A 23,922-nucleotide genomic window follows, 5' to 3' on the forward strand; every position below is an offset into this window, starting at 1 on the left:
TTTACGCTGCGGGGTAAGAGCCAAAAACCTTCAGAAAGGTTGCATTGTCGCGCAACATTTGAAGTGCCCTGGCTACGTTTTCATCTTCCTGATGCCCTTCGATATCCGTAAAAAAAACATATTCCCACAGACTGGCACGTGAAGGGCGCGATTCCAGGCGCGTCATACTGACACGATGTTGTGCAAAGGGCGCCAGAAGCTCATGGACTGAACCCGGTCGGTTATACGTGGCCATGGCAAGTGAGGTTTTATCTTTTCCGGAGGGGGCTACTTCCTGCATACCTACCACCAGAAATCGTGTCGTGTTATTCGGATTATCCTCGATATTGGTGGCACAGATCTTCAGTCCGAATACTTCAGCAGCTTTCTTCCCGGCGATCGCAGCGGCGCTGCTATCTGCTGCAACCTGACGAGCAGCATCAGCATTGCTGGCAGCATTGATACGATCAGCGGCAGTCAGATTCTCATTGAGCCATGCCTGACATTGTGCAAATGATTGCGGATGTGAATAAACTCTTCGAATAGAAGCCAGATCGACGTGCTGTGCCATTAGACACTGATGGATGGGCAGCTGAAGTTCGCCACATATCTTCAAGGGCGTCAGTAACAACAAGTCCATTGTTCTGCCGACTGCCCCCTCAGTCGAATTTTCGACTGGTACAACACCGTAATTAGCTGCACCGGATTCAACCTTGCGAAAAATATCATCAATTGAACTGCAGGGTATTGAGGTAACCGCGCTGCCAAAACGTTTGGTTACCGCTTCTTCCGAGAATGTACCCTGTGGCCCAAGATAAGCAACAACTAAAGGCTCTTCCAGTGCACGACAGATTGATATGACTTCGGTAAACAAGTGTACGACATGCTCATCTCGTAATGGCCCGGAATTCGCTTGCTGCAAGCGGGAAAAGATTTGTGACTCACGCTCAGGGCGATAAGCTGTGCCGGACTTCTGTCGACCAATCTGTTGCGCAAGCCGTGCACGGGTATTAATCAATCGGAGCAATTCATTATCGATTGCATCGATTTCATTGCGCAGTTGTATAAGCTGTTCCGTCATCAATAGGGATTTAATAAGATTGCGACTGGATTTTCTGTTTCACACTCGTTCAGGCTCAGAAGGTACTGAAACGGGCAGATAGCGAACCATTAATACACCCGTAATCCGGGCAATTGCATCAATGATTTCCGGTGGAACGGCTCTGTCAGTATCGACCAGTGTATAAGCCATTTCTCCACGGGATTTATTAATCATATTATGAATATTCAGGCCAATATCCGCCATACGGGTTGATATTTGCCCCAGCAGATTAGGGACATTGGCATTGGCCACAGCAACCCGGAATGGGGTTCCACGCTCCATGACAACATCCGGAAAATTGACGGTATAACTGATATTACCGTGAGCTATATAATCCATGATCTGGTCAGCAATCATCATGGCGCAATTTTCTTCCGCTTCACGCGTAGAGGCACCCAAGTGAGGCAGGGTGATAACTGCCGGTTGCTGCTTCAATTTCTGATCAGGAAAATCACAAACATAATTTTTGATAATCCCATTCTTGATACCAGCCAGTACGGCGTCTTCATCGACAATGGCATTACGCGAAAAATTAAGTAGAATTGTATTTTTCTGCATATGCGATATCAGCGGGCCGTTAATCAGATGCCGAGTGGAGTCATTAAGCGGCACATGCAGTGAAATAAAATTGCTGCGGCGCACCAGATCTTCAATCTGATTAGCTCTTTGTACTTCTGCAGACAAGCTCCATGCCGAATCGATTGTGATTTTCGGGTCATAGCCCAATACCTTCATTCCAAGTTTGATTGCAGCATCCGCCACGGGTCGCCCGATCTTGCCAAGGCCAATAACACCCAATGTCCGCCCTGGCAGCTCCAGTCCGGAAAACTGTTTTTTACCTGCTTCAACCTGTAAATGAAAGGATTGATCATCTCCTTCCAGCGCCTCAACAAAACGCAAAGCCGGTATCAGATTACGCGATGCTATTAACATCCCTGCCAGCACGAGTTCTTTGACCGCATTGGCATTAGCTCCGGGTGTATTAAAAACCGGAATACCGCGTGCGCTCATCTGGTTAACAGGAATATTGTTTGTTCCAGCACCGGCACGGCCGATTGCAATCACACTTACGGGTATGTCCATATCGTGCATGTTATGGGAACGCACCAGTATTACGTCAGGATCGGAAATATCACCACCGATCTGAAAAATATTGACAGGCAAACGCTTAAGTCCGACCGGAGCAATCGGATTTAGAGTAAGAATTTTACAGATTCTATGAATGTCTTCAGACATGGTTTTTCTCAAATTCTCGCATGAATGTCACCAGTGTCTGCACCCCTTCTAATGGCATGGCATTATAGATTGAAGCACGCATGCCACCAACTGACCGGTGCCCTTTCAACTGAAGCAGTCCATGTGCCTGCGCCTGTTTCAGGAATGTCTCATCGAGACCGAAATCACTTAGTGTGAATGGAACATTCATCCTCGATCGATCTGATCGGCTGACCGGACAATGGTAGAAACTACTGGCATCAATCAGATCATAGATCAGTTTAGCTTTAGCGATGTTACGTTGTTCGATCGCAGCCAATCCACCTTGTTTTTTTAACCATTCCATGACCAGCCCCATGATGTAAATGGCATAAGTAGGTGGTGTATTGTACATTGAGGCATGATCCGCATGCGTTTTGTAGCGGTACATGGTGGGGGTCCCGGGAAGCGGCGGAATAGCCAGCAAGTCTTCCCGGATAATCACGATCACCAGCCCAGCCGGACCCACATTTTTCTGTGCTCCAGCGTAAATCAACCCGAATTTACTGACATCAAACGGCCGCGACAGGAAATTGGACGACATATCAGCAACCAGGGGAATATTGCCGCCAGGGGCCGCAGATAAATCAGGTGTCCACTGAAATTCGACGCCACCTATTGTTTCGTTAGGCGTGTAGTGCACATAGGCTGTACCAGGTGAAATATGCCATTGTTCCAATGGAGGAACAGAGTTGAAACCATCTTGTTCCGATGTTGCCGTGATATGGACAGAGCAGTATTGATCCGCTTCAGAGGCAGCTTTTCTTGACCATTGGCCGGTATGAACGTAATCTGCTTGAGCATTTCCTCCCAGCAGGTTCATCGGCACCACGGCAAACTGGCTGGATGCCCCTCCCTGAAGAAAGAGTACTTTGTAGTTAGTGGGAATGTTCGCCAGCTCACGCAAGGCGGATTCAGCTTTATCCGCTATGGACATGAACTCTTTTCCGCGATGACTCATTTCCATAACCGACATGCCACTACCATGCCAGTCCAGCATCTCTTCGCGAGCCTGTTCCAACACTTCCTCCGGCAAAACAGCCGGTCCTGCACTGAAATTGTATATTTTCCTCATTGTTTCACCAGGTTGAATTAACTCTCATCCGTTTCAACGATTCTTTCCAGTCCGGCAAGTTTCTCGCCAGCATCCAGATTGATCAGTGTAACACCCTGAGTCGCCCGACCCATTTCACGAATTTCACTGACGCGAGTACGAATCATGACGCCCCCAGTGGTAATTAACATGATTTCATCATTAGGTTCAACCAGCTGCGCAGCAACGACCTTGCCATTACGTACATTGGTATTGATCGCGATCATACCCTGAGTGCCTCGGTTATGCCGGGTATATTCGGTAATGGAGGTGCGTTTTCCGTAGCCATTCTCAGTGGCGGTCAATACTGTCATATTTTCACTATCTGCAACCAGCAGAGAGATAACTTTTTGTTCCGCCCCAAGCTTCATACCCCTGACTCCGCGCGCATTACGTCCGGTCGGGCGCACATCATTTTCATCGAAACGCATCGCCTTGCCTGCATCAGAAAAAAGCATGACATCATGCTTGCCTTCGGTAAGCGCAACACCAATCAGATAATCTCCTTCATCCAGAGCGACCGCAATGATCCCATTGGTCCGTGGTCGGGAAAATTCTGATAGCGGTGTTTTTTTGACTGTACCACCAGCAGTTGCCATAAATACGTAGCGGGTATCATCAAATGATTTAACCGGCAGAACGGCATTGATCTTCTCATGCTGTTCCAATGGGACAAGGTTATTAATGGGCCTGCCGCGAGAAGTACGGCTGCCTTGTGGTACGTTGTATACTTTGATCCAGTAAACCCGCCCAAGGCTGGAGAAACACAGGATAAAATCATGGGTATTGGCGATAAACAGATTATCAATGAAATCATCCTCGCGAGTAGTAATCGCTTGCTTACCACGCCCTCCACGTTTCTGTGCCTGGTAATCGTCAAGCAACTGGGATTTAATGTAGCCCGCGTGTGACAGAGTCACTACCATATCAGCGGGCGTAATCAGATCTTCAGTACTTAAATCTTGTGCATCGATCACTACCTCACTACGCCTGGAATCACCGAACTGCCCTTTGATAGTCGTCAATTCTTCAATAATAATGGCCGTGATGCGTTCCGGATCTGCCAGTATATTGAGGAGATCCCGTATTTTCTCCAGTATCTCTTTATATTCGGAGACAATCTTTTCCTGCTCCAGTCCGGTAAGACGCTGCAATCTGAGATCGAGAATCGCTTGGGCTTGCGCATCGGATAAGCGGTATCCCTGGTTTGACATCCCGAACCCGGTTGCCAGTGTTTCAGGACGAAATGCCGCTGCATCAATCATTGCGCGGTGGAGCATTTCTTCAACCAGGGTTGATTGCCATGTTCTAGCCATCAACCCTTTTTTAGCCTCAGCCGGAGTCGGAGCTGCCTTGATCAAGGCAATAATCTCATCGACGTTAGATAATGCGACTGCCAATCCTTCCAGTAAATGACCACGTTCCCGCGCTTTCCTGAGTTCAAATGCAGTGCGCCGTGTTACAACCTCGCGACGATGACGCAGAAAATAATCCAGCATCTGCTTCAGATTGAGCAAACGCGGCTGTCCATCGACCAGCGCCACCATGTTTATGCCAAATGTATCCTGCATCTGCGTCTCTTTGTACAGATTATTCAGGACGACCTCTGGTACTTCTCCGCGCTTAAGTTCAATAACCACACGCATACCGGACTTATCCGATTCATCACGTAAATCAGAAATGCCTTCTATTCTTTTATCTCTTACCAGCTCTCCAATACGCACCAGCAGATTGGCCTTATTCACCTGGTAGGGTAATTCATCGATAATGATGCTGTGGCGATTCCCTTTATCGAGTTCTTCAAAATGTGTTCGAGCGCGCATGATGACGCGCCCTCTTCCAGTCTGATATCCATCCTTGATGCCGGATATACCGTAAATGATGCCGGCGGTTGGAAAATCGGGAGCCGGAATACAAGCCATCAACCCGGCAATATCGATATCTGGATCACTTAGCAACAGCAAGCAGGCATTAATTACTTCGCTGATATTATGAGGCGGGATATTGGTTGCCATACCCACCGCAATACCGGATGAACCATTGATCAACAAGTTGGGTATTTTTGCCGGCAGAATCAATGGCTCTTGTTCAGAGCCATCATAGTTGGGGCCAAAATCAACGGTACTTTTATCCAGGTCGGCCAACAACTCATGAGCAATGCGCGACATTCTGATTTCGGTGTAACGCATAGCTGCTGCATTATCGCCATCAATCGAGCCGAAATTACCCTGCCCGTCTATCAGCATGTAACGCAGGGAAAAAGGTTGCGCCATACGCACGATCGTGTCATAGACAGCGGTATCGCCATGCGGGTGATACTTACCAATCACATCGCCAACGATACGTGCGGATTTTTTATATGGTCGGTTCCAATCATTGGATAGTTCATGCATGGCATAAAGCACACGCCGGTGTACCGGTTTCAACCCATCGCGCACATCAGGCAAGGCTCGTCCCACGATAACGCTCATCGCATAATCGAGGTAAGAGCGTTTCATCTCATCCTCAAGACTGACGGGCAATGTTTCCTTTGCAAATTGTTCCATGTATAAACTACTTTAGCGGTGAAATGTTCAGGTTATACCCATACGGGCAAGGCGACTGCTGTGCAAGAATTACTGATGGCTCTGCTCAATATGAGCCGTTTTTTGTTCCAGCATATCAACCAGGGCGGCGATACCATTTTTTTGCAACACGGCGCTGTATTCAGCCCGTTTCAAGGCCAGATCGCTAACTCCATCAACTACAATATTGATAATGCGCCAGCTTTCACTGGACTTATTCATCACGTAATCAAAATTAACAGGGTTGCCATCGGTGCGGATGAGTTGGCTGCGGATCAGTATCCGTCCTCGCGGAAGCTGTGCCTGCTCAACAATTTTGAACTGCTCCCCATCATACTGGTTAAATCGGTCTGCGTAGGTTGCAATGCTGTTTTCCTGAAATACCTGGGTAATCGCTTGCTGCTGATCAGCAGCAAGTTTTACCCAGTGCGTACCCAACACAGAACGGATAATTGCTGCAAGATCATGTGTCTGCTGAATGATGGGGGCAAGAAGTTTCAGGCGATCGCGATAACCAATTTTCTGGCCCTGTTGCATAGCCTGGATCAAACTATCCTGCAGGATAATCACCACCTGTTCGGCGCCATCGCTTTTAGATAATTCAGCCTGCAATCCAGTAGTAGTCATCACTAGCATGGCAACCACCAATAGTTTAAACACTCTATTAGTTGTGTTCAGAAGCTTCATAGCGTCGATTTTTCCAGTGAGCCCGTATTCCTCGCCAGTATCTGAATGCGGATGTCCAGGTCATCAGCAGGTATAGCGTACCAATTACAGGTAACGCGACGCCCCAGAGTGGCGAGCTCCGATAAAATCTGAGTACGGGGGTATAAACAATCAGCATGGCCAACCAGGTAAGAATACTGCTGGCGACAAAAATCGTATCCGCATAAATAATCGCGGACAATGGCGCGCACCAGAACATACTGATCATGATCAACGTACACAGAAACAGCAGTAGCAATGAATAATGCAGTTGCGTGAATGCAGTACGGGCAACGGTGTTCCAGATAGCAGAAAGACTGTCATAGCCCCGATGACTTTGTACAGCATGACTAAGTCCGATCCAGGTCTTAAAACCGGCCTGTTTAACCTGAGCAGCCAGCGTACAGTCATCAATCAGCGCATTGTGAATGCTGGTAAAAGCATTAATGGATTTCAGCACCCCGGTTTCAACCAGAATGCACCCGCCTGCTGCAGCAGCCATACGGGATTCTGGTTTATTGGATAACTTAAACGGATATAACAGCTTGAAGAAAAATATAAAAGCTGGTACCAGCAGGCGTTCGGAGAAACGCTTGACTGGCAGCTCAGCCATTAACGACACCAGCGATAAATTTTCCTGATGTGCCTTATTTAACAAAGCTCCTAAAATACCAGGCGACAAGCCGATATCTGCATCCAGTAACAAAGTATACTGCGTACGCACCTGCTGCAGACCCTGATCCAACGCCCATAACTTTCCGCTCCAGTTTTTAGGCGGGGTTGTACCAGAGATAATTTCTATCCCTGGTCTCTTCGCCAGGGTTGCAGTACGATCTTCCGATTGATCATCAATTACAATAATCCGTAAATCCTCACCTTGAGCTTGAAGCTTGCTCAGGGTCTGATCGATAAACTGTGCTTCGTTACGTGCAGGAATCAGAACTGTGACATCATTGAAGAGCCGCTTTATTTCCACACCAATTGAAGGTTCGAGCTGCTCCCGAACACTCCATGCTCGCCACGGAGCCAGCAGGATAACCCACCAGAAAAATACGCCTGCCAAAGTCATATACATCATCAATGTAATCATGACTTTCGATAAGCAAAAATACGATTTCTCTCAGGCCAGAAAAAAATATTAATTATCCGGGCCGGACGAATGATCCGGTGCTGGCGCAACGGTCTTATGTTCAACAGTTACTGATATGGGAAAGGGTTTCCGTTTATTTGTATCATGCTGCGATCCATTGTTTGTTTGTAGTGGATCCAATGCCATAGGCCCCTCTACACGCGGGCCGCGCATGCTGACTCGTAATGCCTTAAAAGGATGAGCAAAAGTATCATTAATGGCAGTAGGCTCAAACCCGCAATGCGCCATACAATTAGCACATTTAGGATTGTTCCCAACACCATACCGATCCCAATCGGTCTCTTCCATCAATTCTCGAAAGTTTGCTGCATAGCCTTCATCCACCAGCAGGTAACAAGGCCGCTGCCAACCAAATAAGTTGCGTGTGGGATTTCCCCACGGAGTACATTGGTAGTTTTGATTGCCAGCAAGAAAATCCAAGTACAAGCTGGAATGATTGAATTTCCAAGGGATCTTGCGCTTCTTCCCAATCTGGAAAATTGAACGGAACAGCCGCTTGCTTACCGACCTCTGCAAAAACACATCCTGCCGGGGCGCGTGCTCATAGCTGAATCCAGGCGATACATTGATTCCCTCAACACCAAGTTCTGTTGCGGTATCAAAAAATGCGGCTACTTCTTCAGCTGTTTCACTCTGAAACAAGGTGCAATTGACAGTCACCCTGAAACCTCGCTGAAGTGCCTGCTCGATCACCGGAATAACTTTGTCATACACCCCCTCTCTACATACCGACGCATCATGCCGCTCCCGGTTTCCATCAAGATGAATGGAGAATGTCAGATAAGGAGAAGGCTGATAGTCGTCCATGCGACTATCCAGCAGTAAAGCATTAGTGCATAGATACACAAATTTCTTGCGCTGAATGATACCTTGTACGATTTGAGGCATTTCCTTATGGATCAGCGGTTCGCCCCCTGCAATGGAAACAACTGGCGCCCCGCATTCATCTACGGCATGCAAACATTCATCCACACTTAGGCGACGACGTAACGTTTCTTCCGGGTAATCAATCTTGCCACAACCCGCACAAGCTAGATTGCACTGAAATAACGGCTCAAGCATTAGCACCAGCGGATAGCGCTTATTACCCCGGAGTTTCTGTTTCAGTATATAACTGCCTACCCGGTATTGCTGTAAAAGAGGAACACTCATTATTAAATTTTCTCCATTTTTTATACCAGCCAATGTCTTGATTTTTTGCTCGTTAAAAATCTTGTACAACCATCCAGTCTTTCTGGGTAGAAAAATATTATCTCCATCAAGCTGAAGCTAAGAAAAACCCAAGAGTTGCCGGATCAGGATACGTTGACACCATCTTTATCCATTTAAAACACAACCTCAAGAATATCTTCGTAAAACCATGAATGGCGGAAGAGGTGGGATTCGAACCCACGAACAGTTTCCTGTTGCTGGTTTTCAAGACCAGTGCCTTCAACCACTCGGCCACTCTTCCCCGGATGACAGACTGCAGAAATTAAGAAGCGGGATGATACCCTCCAATTAATTATTTTACCACGACCTTCATCTTAAAATCCGGCTGATAATCAGGCAGCGCGAGAGAAATTACATCCTGTATTGTGAACTGACCAGACTTAAGAGATAATGCCCCCTTTTGCCGGTTTTTGTTGGTCATCATGTGGTGCATCACATTGCGGGCGGCGGTTTTTGAATAATCGAGGACAAGAGCAAATGAAGGAAGCATTCAACGACTTTGGTGCACCAGTATTCAATAATTTGACCAGTGCAATACGCGCATTGGCTATGGATGCCGTCCAGAAAGCCAATTCCGGTCACCCGGGCATGCCAATGGGTATGGCGGAAATTGCAGAAGTGTTATGGATTCACCACATGCGCCACAATCCGGCAAACCCCAAGTGGGCAGACCGTGATCGTTTTGTATTATCAAACGGCCATGGCTCCATGCTGATATATGCGTTGCTCCACCTCACTGGCTATGATCTGTCCATCGAAGATATAAAAAATTTCCGGCAGCTTCATTCAAAAACCCCCGGACATCCTGAATATGGTTATACCCCAGGCGTTGAAACCACAACAGGACCACTGGGGCAAGGCCTTACCAATGCCGTAGGTATGGCACTGGCAGAAAAAATTCTGGCTGAAGAATTCAACCGGCCTTATTTCCCGATCATGGATCATCACACCTACGTATTTCTGGGAGACGGTTGTCTGATGGAAGGCATTTCGCATGAGGCTTGTTCGCTGGCAGGAACACTGCAATTAGGCAAGCTAATTTGCTTCTATGATGATAACGGTATCTCAATTGATGGGCATGTAGAAGGATGGTTTACAGACGATACTCCGAAGCGCTTCGAATCTTATGGTTGGCATGTTGTTCCACATGTTAACGGGCACGACCCCGTGGCAATACAAGCAGCCATTGAAGCAGCCAAAAAAGTACAAGACAAACCCACACTAATATGCTGTAAAACAGTAATCGGGATGGGTTCACCCAATAAGGCAAACACCAGCTCCATTCACGGAGCAGCGCTCGGAAAAGATGAAATTGCTGCTGCCCGTCCTCATATCGGCTGGAATTACCTGCCATTTGAAATTCCACAAGAAGTTTATGATGCATGGGATGCCCGTACCAAAGGCCAGGCACTGGAATCCGCCTGGAACACCATGTTCGCGGAATACAGCAAAAAATACCCCGCCGAAGCTGTCGAATTCACTCGCAGAATGGCCGGTGAATTACCTGTCAAATGGGTTGATCATGTTGAGGGAATCATCAGTCAGATCAACGCCAGAGAAGAAAGTATCGCCACCAGAAAAGCATCACAAAATTCAATTGAGGCGCTAGCGCCGGTATTGCCCGAGCTGATTGGTGGATCAGCCGACCTTGCTGGCTCCAATCTCACCATGTGGTCCGGCTCCAAGGGAATTGGCATAAATTCTACCGGCAATTACATCCACTACGGTGTACGGGAATTCGGCATGAGTGCAATCATGAACGGCCTGTCATTGCACGATGGAATTATCCCCTACGGTGGAACCTTCCTGATGTTTTCAGAATACGCCCGAAATGCTTTGCGTATGGCGGCATTGATGAAAATTCGCAATATTTTTGTGTTCACTCATGACTCAATCGGACTGGGTGAGGATGGGCCGACTCATCAACCAGTTGAACAAACCGCCACATTACGTATGATCCCGAACATGGATGTATGGCGCCCTTGTGATACAGTCGAATCTGTCGTTTCATGGGTAGCTGCCATAGAGCGCAGAGAGGGTCCCACATCTCTCATATTCAGCCGTCAGAATCTACCCTTCCAGAAACGGGATGCGGCAACGATCAGCCTGATTAAGAAAGGGGGATACATTCTTTCTGAAGCGGCAAATGGAAACCCGCAAGCAATTATCATAGCAACCGGCTCAGAAGTTGGACTTGCAATGGACGCACAGAAGGTTCTGGCTGAAAACGGTGTTGCAGTACGTGTTGTATCAATGCCCTGTACCAATATTTTTGACAAGCAGGATCTAGCATACCGAAATAGTGTCCTGCCCAAGGGAATTAGACGCGTAGCTATAGAAGCCGGGGTAACCGATTTTTGGCGTAAATACGTTGGACTTGAAGGAGAAGTGGTTGGAATCGATAAATTCGGTGAATCAGCCCCTGCAGAAGAATTATTCGAATATTTTGGTTTTACTGTTGAGAATGTCGTAAACGCGGTAAAAAGAATTATATAAACGTGGAGAGTTCTTTTCTTATCTGCAAAACAGGTTTTTAGTAAAAATACGGAGATAAAGGAATGGCAATTAGAGTTGGTATTAATGGTTTTGGTCGTATCGGACGGATGGTTTTTCGTGCTTCTATAGAAGAATTTAATGACATAGAAGTTGTCGCAATCAACGATTTATTGGAGCCGGATTATCTCGCCTATATGCTATTGCATGATTCCGTTCACGGTCGCTTCAAAGGAGATGTATCCGTTGACGGTAATAATTTGATAGTGAATGGTAAGAAAATTCGCTTAACCGCCATCAAGGATCCAGTAGAGTTGAACTGGGGTGAAGTCAAGGTTGATGTCGTGGTGGAATCTACCGGATTGTTCCTGACCAAAGAACTCTGTGAAAAACATATCAAGGCAGGCGCTCCCAAAGTCGTCATGACCGCGCCATCCAAAGACGATACACCAATGTATGTTTATGGTGTCAACGATAAAACATATCAGGGCGAAGCAATCATTTCCAACGCATCATGTACGACCAACTGCTTGGCCCCGATCGCAAAAGTATTGAATGACACCTGGGGAATCAAGCGTGGTTTGATGACGACTGTCCATGCCGCCACGGCAACACAAAAAACAGTTGATGGCCCTTCCAATAAGGATTGGCGTGGTGGACGCGGAATTCTCGAAAATATTATTCCTTCCTCTACGGGCGCAGCTAAAGCAGTTGGCGTGGTTATTCCTGAATTAAACAAAAAATTGACCGGCATGGCCTTTCGTGTACCCACTTCTGACGTCTCGGTTGTGGATTTAACAGTGGAACTGGAAAAAGATGCATCTTACGACGAAATTCGTAAGGCAATGAAAACAGCTTCTGAAGGTTCCATGAAAGGAGTATTAGGCTACACTGATCAAAAGGTGGTTTCCACCGATTTTCGTGGAGAAACCCATACATCAGTATTCGATGCAGAAGCCGGTATTCAGCTGGATAAGAATTTTGTAAAAGTAGTTGCCTGGTACGACAACGAATGGGGTTATTCCTGCAAGGTACTGGAAATGGTACGAGTTATCGCTGGCCGCAATAATTAAAGGCCAAAGGTATATTTCATGGAATAAATAACCGGGCGGATTGTTTGATCCTGACTCTGGGAATTATGCTGTAACCGGTTCTCTGCTGGTTACAGCTTTGTTGCTTCAATAAACAAGAAAGATATTTTTCATTTCAATCCAGGAAAGAAATTGTAGATAAATCAGTTGATGATTTACAGAAAAAATTAATCTTGATAGCGCCGCCTCTATGAACAGATGGATTTATATTTTTATCATCCGTCTCAATTCAATAACCAATCAACTTCCATCTAATTACCTTATAAAATCCGTAAGTTAGCTAAAATATGGAGCCAATGTGTCAGTTATTAAACTTGTCGATCTAGATCTGAAGAATAAACGTGTTTTTATCCGTGCTGATCTGAATGTTCCTGTGAAAGAAGGTAAGGTAACTTCAGACGCACGCATTACTGCATCAATGGCAACTATAAATCATTGCCTGAAGCAGGGAGCAAGAGTAATGGTAACCTCCCATCTGGGGCGCCCGGAAGAGGGCGTGTGGACCATGGAGAATTCTCTTCAGCCAGTTGCTGACGATATTAGCCGGAGACTGGGGACAACTGTCCGATTGATCAAGGATTGGGTTGATGGCGGGTTTGAAGTTGCACCCGGAGAGCTGGTAATTCTTGAAAATTGCCGGATCAATAAAGGTGAGAAAAAAAATCTTGAAGAAACAGCAAAAAAATATGCCAATTTGTGTGATGTCTTCGTTATGGATGCTTTTGGTACAGCGCATCGTGCGGAAGCCTCAACACACGGTGTAGCTAAATATGCACCAGTTGCCTGTGCTGGTATTTTACTTACCGAGGAACTGGATGCTTTAACCAAAGCGCTGCATCAACCAGCACGTCCACTGGTGGCAATTGTAGGAGGATCCAAAGTTTCCACCAAATTGACTGTTCTGGAATCACTTACCGAAAAAGTTGATCAACTTGTGGTCGGTGGGGGAATTGCCAATACTTTTCTCAGAGCTGCCGGCAACAATGTTGGGAAGTCTTTATGTGAAGATGAACTGATACCCATAGCAAAATCCCTGATGAATAAAATGAATCAGCGTAACGCAACGATTCCCATTGCAGTTGATGTCGTTGTCGGGAAAAAATTTGCTGCGGAGGAGCCTGCTGTTCTAAAAGAAGCAAATGCTGTTTCTGACGATGACATGATTTTTGATATCGGTCCCAAAAGCACTCAAGAACTGGTTAATATCATTATGAAGGCCGGTACAGTTGTCTGGAATGGCCCGGTCGGTGTGTTTGAGTTTGATCAATTTGGAGAAGGAACACGCGCAATCGCCAAAGCAATTGCTGAAACTGATGCTTTCACCCTGGCTGGCGGTGGTGACACGATTGCTGCTATTCAAAAATATGATATTTACGATAAGGTTTCATACATATCCACTGCTGGAGGTGCATTCCTAGAATTTTTAGAAGGAAAAAAACTACCCGCTGTCGAGATCTTAGAATTACGTGCACAGTGAGGCCTGAGAAGACTTTCTTCCAGGAATTTCGGAAATGATGCGAAGAACAAAAATTGTAGCAACGCTGGGACCAGCTTCCAGCAACCCTGATATCCTGGGACAAATGATTGAGGCTGGTGTCGATGTCGTCCGTATCAATTTTTCACATGGAATAAAGGACGAGCATATTGCTTCCGTTGAGCAGGTGCGCTCACTTGCCCATTCACTTGGCCGTACGGTAGGTGTGCTGGCTGACTTGCAAGGGCCAAAAATTCGTATCGGCAAGTTTGCTCAGGGAAAGATCACGCTCAAAACCGGAGATGAATTTATTCTTGATGCGGAGTGCGAACTGGGTAACCAGGAACGGGTTGGATTGGATTACCGGGAGCTGCCCAACGATGTTGAGGCAGGCGCTGTTCTTTTGCTGGATGATGGTCGAATCGTTCTGACTGTTACCAAAGTCAGGGAAAATGAAATCTATTGCGAAGTTTTGCAGGGAGGAATACTTTCCAATAATAAAGGCATAAACCGGAAAGGTGGAGGCCTGAGTGCTCCCGCGCTGACAGCAAAGGATCTACAGGATATCAAAACTGCCACAATTCTGCGGGCAGATTATCTCGCGGTGTCATTTCCTCGCTCGGGAGAAGATATCAGGCGGGCGCGTGCATTGATGCAGGAAGCCCAAGGGCATAGTTTGCTCATGGCAAAAATTGAGCGCTCGGAAGCTATTCTGGCGTTGGATGATATTCTAAGTGCTTCCGATGCAATTATGGTTGCGCGGGGCGATCTGGCGGTTGAAGTAGGTGATGCAGCAGTTCCCGCCTTGCAAAAACGAATGATACGATCAGCACGTGAAGCCAACAAATTGGTAATTACAGCCACACAAATGATGGAATCGATGATATCCAATCCCATCCCAACACGTGCAGAGGTATCAGACGTTGCAAATGCAGTGCTGGATGGTACGGATGCTGTCATGCTATCTGCTGAATCAGCTGCAGGGCAATATCCGGTAGAAGCCGTAGCAGCCATGGCAAGAGTTTGTCTGGAGGCGGAAAAGGAGTATACGGTTAATCTAAGTTTTCGCCGTTCTCCGGATACACAACCAGTCAGTATCGAAGACGCTATTGCGCGGGCTACCATGTACACTGCCGGTTCGCTCAAGATTCGAGCAATCGCTGCATTGACGCAAAGCGGCGTAACAGCATTGTTCATGTCTCGCAGAAGCTCGAAAGTTCCAATCTTCGCTTTAAGTCCACAAGAAGATACCCTGAGCAAGGTCACTCTTTTTCGTGGTGTTTATCCTATAAAATTTGGACAGGGATTGTGTGATCCTGAGATTATCCACAGCATGGCGGAAGATGAGTTGCTCAGACGCGGCGCGGTACGAAACGAAGATTTAATTATCATGACAATCGGCGAACCGGTTGGCAAGGCTGGCGGAACAAATACTATGAAACTTGTCAGAGTAGGTGGTTCCAGGGGAACGACACAGATAACGAAAGAAGTGACTCAGCAGACCTTTTCTGATCCACTTAATTTATAAAATTAGCCCTACAGAACAGTATTAGAGTATCGGCTTATACACCCGTAAGAATATAAAGTTTTGGTTTTATCAGAAAATAAACACATTAATTTTCATATAAAGGAGACTTGAATGGCACTTGTATCTTTACGTCAGTTACTGGATCATGCAGCCGAGAACGGATATGGGCTTCCGGCTTTTAATGTAAACAACCTTGAACAAATTCATGCAATTATGCAGGCAGCTGATGAATGTGATAGCCCGGTAATCATGCAAGGTTCAGCTGGTGCGCGCAAATACGCGGGAGAAGCCTTTCTGCGCCATCTGATTGCTGCTGCTGTTGAAGCCTATCCACATATTCCGGTTGTAATGCATCAGGATCATGGCGCATCACCTGCTGTATGTATCAATGCCATCCGTAGCGGTTTTTCCAGCGTCATGATGGATGGATCATTGGAAGAAGATGGAAAAACACCTTCATCATTCAAATATAATGTGGATGTCACCTCCAAAGTGGTCGCAATGGCACATGCCGTAGGTGTTTCTGTGGAAGGCGAACTGGGTTGCCTGGGATCTTTGGAATCTGGCCAGGGCGAAGCTGAGGACGGCCACGGTGCTGAAGGACAACTTTCACATGATCAGTTGCTGACTGACCCTGAAGAAGCCGCCGAGTTTGTCAGAAAAACTGGTGTAGACGCGCTGGCAATTGCCATCGGCACTTCCCACGGTGCATATAAATTTACCCGTAAACCCACGGGTGACATCCTCGCCATTGAGCGGATCAAGGAAATTCACCAGAGAATTCCCAATACCCATCTGGTTATGCACGGATCCAGTTCCGTTCCTCAAGAGTGGTTGGAAATCATCCGTGAACATGGTGGAGAAATGAAAGAAACTTATGGTGTACCTGTAGAAGAAATTCAGCAAGGTATCAAATATGGTGTGCGTAAGGTCAATATCGATACGGATATCCGTTTGGCCATGACTGGTGCAATTCGTCGTCATCTGGCAAAAAATAAAAGCGAGTTTGACCCGCGTAAATTCCTGAAAGATGCCACTGCTGCCGCTAAAGATATCTGCAAAGCACGTTTCGAAGCATTTGGCTCCGCAGGTCAAGCTGGCAAGATCAAGCCGATCTCGCTGGAAACCATGGCAAACCGTTACCTGAGCGGTGAATTAAAAGCAATCGTAAAGTAATCTAAAGACGAAAGCGCCTCACAGATTCCTGGAAAGATATTTGAGCTGAGGATGTGGGGCGCTTTTTATTCACATCATCAATTAGTAAAGCTGTTTATAACAAAGGCACTACCTCTGCAACCTATCACCCCTCTCCTCATCCAGGCTAAACTGCCTCAACGTTCACAGCAGCTTTAACTTCAAATTCTGGTGAAGATTGTCTCTTCTGTTCATTCAAATCAATAGTGTGACTTAACATCCTGTACGGAGTCATTTAACCACTACAAACCTGAATCAGAATCGATGTGACTTACCTGCTCCATCTAAAAAATGAAACATCAACATTACCAAGAAGCCAGAAAATAATAGTATTCAAGCAAATTGTTTCTTGCGATCAAGACAATAAGTTGTACAGGAATCCCTATGCTTTGGACATCCTGATAAGCGATAAACAACTTGACAGCTCCCAATATTTGTAAAGAAAATAGTTGAAGTAGCTTGGAATCTAAATACTCTTCTAGGCTCCAAATCCTTCAGCAAGCAGCTATTGTGTCGTAGAACAAGTAAGTTAATACAGTGCTGCCAGCTGTTCACTGCAACACAATCAGGAGAGAGTGCAACATGGATAGTGCATTACTGAGCCTGCTGGCAGCCTTTTTATTATCACTCATCGGTTTGCTTGCATTCATTTGGTCACTGCGCAAAGGATTATTATTTGAGAATCCACGTGCTGCTGCCACGATTTTTGCACCCGGAGAAATCGGCAAAGCAGATGATCCGGCCTTGGGTGGATATGCAGCAAAGCGCCTCCAGGAGGAGATAAGTGCATCCCATGGAAGCGAGCCGCAAGCCGAAGATCCGGATGAAATAGAGGATCGTATCGCTGCTGACCGTTCATCTGCCTTCCCGGTTTTTATGTTCATTGCCTTTGGCTGCATGTGGCTGATACTGGGCGCAACGGCCGGCCTTGTTTCATCACTCAAACTACATTGGCCAGACTGGCTGGTATCCGAAGGATGGATGACTTTTGGACGCATGCGAACGGTACATCTGATTGCTGTGCTTTATGGCTGGATCACCAACGTTGAACTGGGCATTATTGTCTGGCTACTGCCGCGTTTACTGCGTACCCCCCTGAAGGGGCCATTGTGGGTGATGCTGGGAGGTTCATTTATCAATGTCGGGATTGCCAGCTCTATCGGCGCAATTGGTGCTGGCTGGAGTGACGGCATGGAATATCTGGAAATTCCATGGCAAATCGGCCTGTTTGTCCAGGCAGGTATGGTTTGTATCATTGGCTCAGTATTTTATACATTACTCCATCGCAAGGCGCATGAACTCTATGTAAGCGTGTGGTATCACATCGCTGCCCTATTATGGATTGCGCTGCTGTTTACCGTTGGCAAACTTCCAGGTATTCATTTTGGTGTACAACAAGCGATGACCAACTGGTGGTATGGACACAACGTTCTGGGTCTCTGGTTTACCCCGGTCGCCCTGGGTGCCATTTACTATTTTCTGCCCAAAACAATCGGGCGGCGAGTGCGCTCCTATAATCTTTCACTGCTGGGTTTTTGGACACTGGCTTTTTTCTACGCGCAGGTGGGCGGACACCATCTGGTTGGCGGGCCGGTACCCGGATGGCTGATTACACTGTCTATCGTGCAAAGTATGATGATGATCATCCCTGTCGCAGCATTTTCAATCAACATGGCAGGAACCATGTGGGGACGCATGCGTCTGGCACTTTATTCTCCAACACTGCGTTTCATGATGTTTGGCGGCTTTATGTATCTGCTATCGTCATTGCAAGGATCGTTTGAAGCACTGCGTAGTGTTCAGCAGGTTGCACACTTTACACATTTCACGGTAGCCCATGCCCACCTTGGCGCCTACGGTTTCGTCTCGATGATCCTCTTCGGTGCGATCTATTTTATGATGCCACGCGTCCTGCACTGGGAATGGCCCTACCCCAAATTGATTTCGCTACATTTCTGGCTTGCTTCCATCGGCATTCTGATCTATTTCGTCTTTCTGTCATGGGGTGGCTGGCTGCAAGGCCTTGCAATGCTGGATGCCACACGTGAATTCATGGAGTCAGTACGAGTCACTATTCCATACCTGCAGTGGCGCAGCGTGGGAGGTGGGCTGATGTGGTTTGGCCATGTGATTTTTGTGGGTCATTTACTGGTCATGATATTGCGATTCGGACCCAATCGTACCGGGGAAGCGCTGTTTGCACCGGAAAAAATGAAACTGGAGATGATGCATGGAAAATGAAGCCAAACTGACAGCGGGAGCAATGACAACTTTTGGTATTGCCGTTGCAGCATTGGTCATTCTCCCCTATATCCAGGTGCGTGATGTTCAACCACCTGAAGGGCTCAAACCCTACACCAGCGCTGAATTACGTGGACGCGAAATTTATGTCGCCAACGGTTGTTTATACTGCCATACCCAGCAGCCGCGTGATCGCAGCTTCGCTCCGGATTTTGACCGTGGCTGGGGACGAGTATCAACGCCTGGGGACTATTATTACGATAAACCACATTTGCTGGGCAGCATGCGCACCGGCCCTGATCTGATGAATATCGGTGTACGCCAGCCAAGCATGGACTGGCACCTGGGGCATTTGTACCAGCCACGTGCGTATGTGCCAGATTCCATCATGCCTTCTTATCCCTATATGTTTGAGGTCAAAGATAAGGCCGAAGATGATGAGATAGTCGTCAAGCTGCCGCCAAAATTTGTACCGTCAGGGAAAATAGTGGTTGCTCGCCCAGAAGCTGTGGATCTGGTGAAATATTTGCAATCGCTTGATCGCAGTTACCCAATATTACCGCCGGATCCACAAGGCGCGAATAAAGAGGGCCGTTAAATGAAAACGACAAATTGCTTTGTAACGCACAGACATGATCTTCTCAAGCAAAGAGGAGCATTCCATGGCTAGTAATGACGACAACCGCGCCCAAGAGCGTGAAAATATCGATCCCAAAGAACTTATCCGCCCGATTCCGATCGCAGGATCGTTAATCACAGTAGGAATGGTTGTCTTCGGTGTAATTTATTTACTTATGTCAGAGCCACTGACAACTTCTCGCTATGGTGATCAGCGTACCCTAGCTGATCTCTCCGGGCCACAAATTGTTGCTGACGGCAGCGATACAGTCATTGATGGCAAGGCCTTGTATGCGGCACAATGTGCAGCTTGCCATCAGGCGACAGGACAGGGTGTACCAGGTGTTTTCCCGCCGCTGGACAGCTCGGAATGGGTACAGGGTGAACCGCGTATTCTGGCCAATATCCTGTTACATGGGATTAATGGAGAAGTAGAAGTTGCCGGACAAAAATACCAAGGCATGATGCCGGCCTTCCCGCAATTAAATGATACTGAGCTGGCTGAAGTGGCCACTTACATCCGCAGCGCCTGGGGCAACCAGGCAGATGCGGTTCAAGCTGACCTGTTCAAGACAGAGCGTCAATCCGGTGCCGGACGTACCACACCCTTTGAGGGAGAAGCAGCACTCAAGGCTCTGGCTGAAAAGGGCCATTAAAGTATGCTTACACTAATAATTTCACGTCCACGGCAGCAAGTTAGAGATGCTATCTGTAATAGTTGGTTATTGTGTAGTTATACCACTCATAACAAGCTGCTTGTAACCAAGAAGATGCTTAAACGCCTGCGTTGAAATAAAGATCAGAGATGCTGCATACTATAATTGCAAGCATATTGATCGTTCTGCTCGGATGGGGTACAGCATCCTGGCTGACATACGATTTTCAGGTTTGGACCGACGAAGGTGCGCGTCGCCTGGAAGTAGCCTTACAACCAGTAAATGCGCCGCCCGTACTAATTGAAGGGCCAGATCTTGCTGTAACAGAGCTCTCGGCTCTGTTACAGCAAAAGAATAAGGTAACAATCGTAGATTTTTTCTATACTCGCTGCCAAACCGTATGTCTTTCATTAGGCAGTATTTTTCAACAAATGCAGGCCGCCTTGCTCAATGACGAAAGTAACGACGAGCATACGGGAAATATCCGTCTGCTCTCTATTAGCTTTGATCGCGAACACGATGACCTGCCCGCACTCAAGACTTATGCCGACAATCTGAGTGCCAGACCAGAGCTCTGGCGTTTTGCACGTGTATTACAGGCAGAACAGGAGCAAGTTCTGTTGCAGCAGCTTGGAGTAGTGGTGATACCCGATGGCCGCGGTGATTACGAGCACAATGCCGCCCTGCTGGTATTTGATGGTGCTGGACGCATAGTGCGTATATTTGATATCGAGGAATACCAGCTAGCACTTGATTATGCACGCTATCTGGCACGCAAGCAGATACAGGAAGCTTCGTTGTGAATAAGCGTTGGCAAGCTGTTTTAGGCTTAGGCTTACTGCTGTTTATAGCCACACCTAGCGTACGTTATGCTATGGAAAAAAGCATGTGGTGTCACATGTTGGTGCAGTTTCCGCTCTGGATGGGAGCAGCTGCTTTGCTTGCCGGAGGAATGCCAGCACGAATATGCAAGGTTATTGCTCGCTGGAATATGTATGGAATCAGCGGATTATTCGTAACGGGTGTTACGCTCGCTGTGCTGATGATACCACGTGTACTTGATCAAGCATTACTGCACCCGGAAATGGAGCTGGCCAAATTAACAGCATTAGTTCTGGCAGGTATGGCGTTACGTCTGTCATGGCGCCCAGCTGGTCTGATTCTGCAATTTTTCTTTCTGGGCAATATGCTACCCATGATGGGAGTAGTTGGGTGGTTGTATACTGAATCACCACTGCGTCTATGCAATGCCTATCTGCTTGATGACCAGATACAGCTAGGCAACTGGCTGATTGGGTTGGCTGCTGTAATCTCCATAGTGTGGCTGTCATGGATTACATGGCTCATAACTTATCAGGAAATCCGGCAGACATCACATCGCTAGATGTAACTTAGCTTTATGCCTCAGCTCTCTCCTTCTATCACTATCACTCAATAATAGATCTAAACACTATTTCTTTCCTGACAGCCTTTCTATAGTTATCTGGGATACTTATTCTGAGCCGGCCACATAGGTATAAGGAACCAATATCGGCTTCGGAGAACCAGAAGCGGTTATGGCATTTGCTGTTTGGGTAGCAGCCTCCAAATCAGAGAATGGCCCTACGAATATTTTGTGCAAACCACTTGTTTGATTGATATAGGCCTGTTGAGTGATTGAAGGAAAATCCGATCTTAATTGCATCAGATAAGATTGAGCATTATGGACAGAGCCAAACGCAGCAAGCTGCAAATAAAATTTACCAGTATCGTTACTGGATATTCTTTTCGGAACCATATCTGGCCGGGATTGTGTTGCCACAGAATAAGGACTGCTGAAACGATCCGGAATAATACTTTCCACTTCTACCCGGGCACTGCCATTTGCCAGGACACCGAGTTTATGAGCCGCAACATAAGACAGATCAATCAGGCGACTTTCCAGAAAAGGTCCTCTATCATTAATACGAACGATTATCGAGCTTCCATTCTGTAAGTTTGTAACACGAACATAGCTGGGTATAGGCAAGGTTGGGTGGGCAGCCGTCATGGAATACATATCGTAAACATCGCCCGAGGCTGTACGTTGACCGTGATAGCGCTTGCCGTACCAGGAAGCCTGGCCGCGTTCCTTGTAAGGTTTGAGTGTGGTCATCGGTGTGTAGGTTTTGCCAAGAGCAACATAAGGGCGCATCGTTGCTGTTTTTAAAGACTCAACCCGGGGAACTGCGTCAGGAACAGAATCAAGATTAGAAGGGGGATTTTCTTCCGGCCCATCATCAAGATAGTAGCCCCCTCCTCCACTTCCCGCAATGGATGCACTCTTCGCGTGTGCTTGTACGGATGATTGCCCTACTCTGGGAGTGTTACTGCAAGCCGAGATCATAAATAATATGATGACAGCAAAGCAAACAAATAATGTACTTCTGCTTGGAATATCGAAATGGAAATAAGAATTTAGTTTCATATTTTCAGGTCTTAACAAGTTTTGGATGAGTATGAATGCTCATTAAAATTCCAAATCCCAGCAGTATGGTGACCATAGAAGTGCCCCCATAACTGATGAGTGGAAGAGGTATACCGACAACGGGCAAGATACCACTTACCATACCCATATTGACGAACACATAAGTAAAAAAAGTCAAGGTGATTGATCCTGCAACCAGCCGTGCAAACCGTGTCGGCGCACTGGCCGTAATAACCAGGCAGCGCCCGATTACGATCAGATACAGCGATAATAACAAACTGTTGCCAATCAGCCCAAACTCTTCCGAAAACACTGAAAAAATAAAGTCCGTACTCGGTTCGGGCAAGAAATCAAGTTGAGACTGGGTACCTTTCAACCACCCCTTTCCCGCAATTCCCCCAGATCCAATAGCAATGCTGGATTGTATCGTATGATACCCGGCACCTAGCGCATCTTGTGAAGGATCAAGCATAGTCATAATTCGCTTGCGCTGGTAATCATGCATACCAAAAGACCAGAGTAAAGGCAGACTTACAGTCACTGTCACAACCAGGCCAATCATGAGACGCCATGACAGGCCCGCCAAAAAAATAACATAAAATCCACTGATCAGGATCAGCAAGGCAGTCCCAAGATCAGGCTGACGCACGATAAGCGCAACCGGCAGCAGCAGAATAAGCGCAGCAATAACATAATCCCGCCAACGCAGGGTAATGTGAGCTTTATCAAAATACCACGCCATCATAAGAGGAACAACAATTTTCAGCAGCTCTGAAGGCTGGATCTGAACAATTCCCAGATTTAACCAGCGGCGAGCACCATTCTGCACTTCACCAAATAACGCCACAGCAATCAGCAAGACAATACCTAGCACATACAACGGAAAAGCCATACGCATCATCCTTTGCAGTGGAATGTTCGCAACCACCCACATCACTACGCACGCAACAACCATGTTGATTAACTGACTGATTACCCGGGCAGAGCTCCCACCGGTAGCGCTGTATAGCACGATCAACCCGGTCAGCATGAGCAGAAAAATCCCGGCAAGCAGAAAATTATCGATATAGCGCGTAAAATAATGCCACGCTTTCTTGATATCCGGGGGAATCATCTCGTGAT

The 23,922-nt window shown here is 46.9% G+C and carries 20 protein-coding genes and 1 tRNA gene; 10 read left to right on the forward strand and 11 right to left on the reverse strand.

Annotated elements, in window-relative coordinates:
- Position 1: 1 nt before the first annotated feature.
- The 9 genes from pheA to BM331_RS11925 all read right to left on the reverse strand — a co-directional run bounded on the left by pheA (position 2) and on the right by BM331_RS11925 (position 9,549).
- A complete protein-coding gene (gene pheA, locus BM331_RS00425; RefSeq protein WP_074925876.1) occupies positions 2 to 1,060 on the reverse strand; it encodes a prephenate dehydratase in 1,059 nt (352 codons plus the stop codon).
- Between the two features lie 39 nt (positions 1,061 to 1,099).
- Positions 1,100 to 2,317, reverse strand: a complete 1,218-nt coding sequence (locus tag BM331_RS00430) for a 3-phosphoglycerate dehydrogenase family protein (RefSeq protein WP_074925878.1) — start codon at positions 2,315 to 2,317, stop codon at positions 1,100 to 1,102.
- Positions 2,310 to 3,410: a 3-phosphoserine/phosphohydroxythreonine transaminase gene (serC, locus tag BM331_RS00435; RefSeq protein WP_074925880.1), complete on the reverse strand. Its 1,101-nt coding sequence runs from the start codon at positions 3,408 to 3,410 to the stop codon at positions 2,310 to 2,312. Before serC ends, BM331_RS00430 begins: the two co-directional genes overlap by 8 nt.
- A 17-nt stretch (positions 3,411 to 3,427) precedes the next feature.
- On the reverse strand, positions 3,428 to 5,974 hold the full coding sequence (gyrA, locus tag BM331_RS00440) for a DNA gyrase subunit A (protein WP_074925881.1): 2,547 nt from the start codon (positions 5,972 to 5,974) through the stop codon (positions 3,428 to 3,430).
- A 69-nt stretch (positions 5,975 to 6,043) separates the two neighbouring features.
- Positions 6,044 to 6,679 (reverse strand): ABC transporter substrate-binding protein, encoded by a 636-nt coding sequence (locus BM331_RS00445; RefSeq protein ID WP_256214747.1) that lies wholly within the window; start codon positions 6,677 to 6,679, stop codon positions 6,044 to 6,046.
- Entirely contained in the window at positions 6,657 to 7,787 is a 1,131-nt protein-coding gene (locus tag BM331_RS00450; RefSeq protein WP_074925885.1) for a glycosyltransferase, read from the reverse strand. Before BM331_RS00450 ends, BM331_RS00445 begins: the two co-directional genes overlap by 23 nt.
- 48 nt (positions 7,788 to 7,835) lie before the next feature.
- A complete protein-coding gene (gene hpnH, locus BM331_RS00455) occupies positions 7,836 to 8,999 on the reverse strand; it encodes an adenosyl-hopene transferase HpnH (RefSeq protein WP_074926771.1) in 1,164 nt (387 codons plus the stop codon).
- A gap of 213 nt (positions 9,000 to 9,212) precedes the next feature.
- Positions 9,213 to 9,300, reverse strand: a tRNA-Ser gene (locus tag BM331_RS00460).
- 51 nt (positions 9,301 to 9,351) lie between these two features.
- Positions 9,352 to 9,549 carry a hypothetical protein gene (locus BM331_RS11925; protein WP_074925888.1) on the reverse strand — a complete coding sequence of 66 codons (198 nt, stop codon included), beginning with the start codon at positions 9,547 to 9,549 and terminating at the stop codon, positions 9,352 to 9,354.
- Between BM331_RS11925 and tkt the strand changes: the two genes are divergently transcribed.
- The 10 genes from tkt (at position 9,537) to BM331_RS00515 (ending at position 21,738) form a co-directional block, all read left to right on the forward strand.
- Complete coding sequence (tkt, locus tag BM331_RS00470; protein WP_074925891.1) at positions 9,537 to 11,555, forward strand: transketolase; 2,019 nt, start codon at positions 9,537 to 9,539, stop codon at positions 11,553 to 11,555. The genes BM331_RS11925 and tkt overlap by 13 nt on opposite strands.
- A 62-nt stretch (positions 11,556 to 11,617) precedes the next feature.
- Positions 11,618 to 12,625, forward strand: a complete 1,008-nt coding sequence (gap, locus tag BM331_RS00475; protein ID WP_074925893.1) for a type I glyceraldehyde-3-phosphate dehydrogenase — start codon at positions 11,618 to 11,620, stop codon at positions 12,623 to 12,625.
- A 316-nt stretch (positions 12,626 to 12,941) separates the two neighbouring features.
- Positions 12,942 to 14,120 carry a phosphoglycerate kinase gene (locus tag BM331_RS00480; RefSeq protein WP_074925896.1) on the forward strand — a complete coding sequence of 393 codons (1,179 nt, stop codon included), beginning with the start codon at positions 12,942 to 12,944 and terminating at the stop codon, positions 14,118 to 14,120.
- Between the two features lie 34 nt (positions 14,121 to 14,154).
- Entirely contained in the window at positions 14,155 to 15,645 is a 1,491-nt protein-coding gene (pyk, locus tag BM331_RS00485) for a pyruvate kinase (RefSeq protein WP_074925898.1), read from the forward strand.
- 111 nt (positions 15,646 to 15,756) lie between these two features.
- Positions 15,757 to 16,821 carry a class II fructose-bisphosphate aldolase gene (fba, locus tag BM331_RS00490; protein ID WP_074925901.1) on the forward strand — a complete coding sequence of 355 codons (1,065 nt, stop codon included), beginning with the start codon at positions 15,757 to 15,759 and terminating at the stop codon, positions 16,819 to 16,821.
- A gap of 600 nt (positions 16,822 to 17,421) precedes the next feature.
- Complete coding sequence (locus BM331_RS00495) at positions 17,422 to 19,080, forward strand: cbb3-type cytochrome c oxidase subunit I (protein ID WP_074925903.1); 1,659 nt, start codon at positions 17,422 to 17,424, stop codon at positions 19,078 to 19,080.
- Positions 19,070 to 19,678 (forward strand): cbb3-type cytochrome c oxidase subunit II, encoded by a 609-nt coding sequence (locus BM331_RS00500; RefSeq protein WP_074925905.1) that lies wholly within the window; start codon positions 19,070 to 19,072, stop codon positions 19,676 to 19,678. Before BM331_RS00495 ends, BM331_RS00500 begins: the two co-directional genes overlap by 11 nt.
- A gap of 64 nt (positions 19,679 to 19,742) precedes the next feature.
- On the forward strand, positions 19,743 to 20,354 hold the full coding sequence (locus BM331_RS00505) for a c-type cytochrome (protein WP_074925908.1): 612 nt from the start codon (positions 19,743 to 19,745) through the stop codon (positions 20,352 to 20,354).
- Positions 20,355 to 20,503: 149 nt separating this feature from the next.
- Positions 20,504 to 21,157, forward strand: a complete 654-nt coding sequence (locus BM331_RS00510; RefSeq protein ID WP_074925912.1) for an SCO family protein — start codon at positions 20,504 to 20,506, stop codon at positions 21,155 to 21,157.
- The gene (locus tag BM331_RS00515) at positions 21,154 to 21,738 is read left to right on the forward strand and encodes a hypothetical protein (protein ID WP_074925915.1); all 585 of its coding nucleotides are present in this window, start codon (positions 21,154 to 21,156) and stop codon (positions 21,736 to 21,738) included. The genes BM331_RS00510 and BM331_RS00515 overlap by 4 nt, the downstream gene beginning before the upstream one ends.
- A 108-nt stretch (positions 21,739 to 21,846) precedes the next feature.
- Here BM331_RS00515 and BM331_RS00520 read toward each other — a convergent pair whose 3' ends face one another.
- Positions 21,847 to 22,719 (reverse strand): septal ring lytic transglycosylase RlpA family protein, encoded by an 873-nt coding sequence (locus BM331_RS00520; protein WP_305728119.1) that lies wholly within the window; start codon positions 22,717 to 22,719, stop codon positions 21,847 to 21,849.
- A gap of 85 nt (positions 22,720 to 22,804) precedes the next feature.
- Entirely contained in the window at positions 22,805 to 23,914 is a 1,110-nt protein-coding gene (gene rodA / locus BM331_RS00525; protein ID WP_074925920.1) for a rod shape-determining protein RodA, read from the reverse strand.
- Positions 23,915 to 23,922: the final 8 nt, after the last annotated feature.

This window comes from Nitrosomonas eutropha, assembly GCF_900116685.1.
Classification (GTDB): Bacteria; Pseudomonadota; Gammaproteobacteria; order Burkholderiales; family Nitrosomonadaceae; genus Nitrosomonas; species Nitrosomonas eutropha_A.